The organism is Stutzerimonas stutzeri (genome assembly GCF_024448935.1).
GTDB lineage: Bacteria > Pseudomonadota > Gammaproteobacteria > Pseudomonadales > Pseudomonadaceae > Stutzerimonas > Stutzerimonas stutzeri_AO.
In genome coordinates this window covers 1-673 of the sequence record NZ_JAMOIE010000261.1, presented here as the reverse complement: position 1 = coordinate 673, position 673 = coordinate 1, and the positions used below count along the sequence as shown (strand labels likewise).

Below are 673 nucleotides of genomic sequence, written 5' to 3'. Positions count from 1 at the left end.
CGGTTGCAGGAGCTGAGTGCAACACGGTCATTGAATTGGAGCTGGAGCATCATGCCGCATAGCCATGGCCTTCTGCATTACCTTGCCCATAACTTCGATTGGGCATTTGAAGTCGAAGCGCTTACGCGGTCGCATGTTCAGTTGCAGCGCGATGGCATTCAACTCCTCCTGGCTGTGTACCGACAGGTCTGTACCCTTGGGCAAGTACTGGCGGATCAGACCATTGATGTTTTCGTTGCTGCCGCGCTGCCAAGGGCTGTGCGGGTCGCAGAAGAAGATTGCCACGCCGGTTCTCTGGGTGATCTCGGCATGCCGCGCCATCTCCCGCCCCTGGTCGTAGGTCATGCTCTTGCGCATCGCCAGCGGCATGCCATTGAGCGCGGCACTGAAGCCTTCCATCGCCGAGGTCGCCGTCGCATCGTTCATCTTCACCAGCATCAGGTAGCCACTGGTGCGCTCCACCAACGTGCCTACGGACGAGGCGTTGGCCTTACCCTTGATCAGGTCGCCTTCCCAATGCCCCGGCATCAGCCGGTCTTCGATCTCCGGCGGGCGCACATGAATGCTGACCATCTCGGGGATCTGCCCGCGCCGATCCACGCCGCCCGAGCGCGGCCTGCGCGTCGTCTTGCTTTGGCGCAGGCAGATGATCAGCTCCTTACGCAGCTCGCCG

1 pseudogene is annotated in these 673 nt (G+C 61.2%); it reads right to left on the bottom strand.

From position 1 onward, the window contains the following. Positions 1-27: 27 nt before the first annotated feature. Positions 28-673: pseudogene (locus tag NA637_RS25245) on the bottom strand (IS30-like element ISPst1 family transposase); the annotation flags it as partial.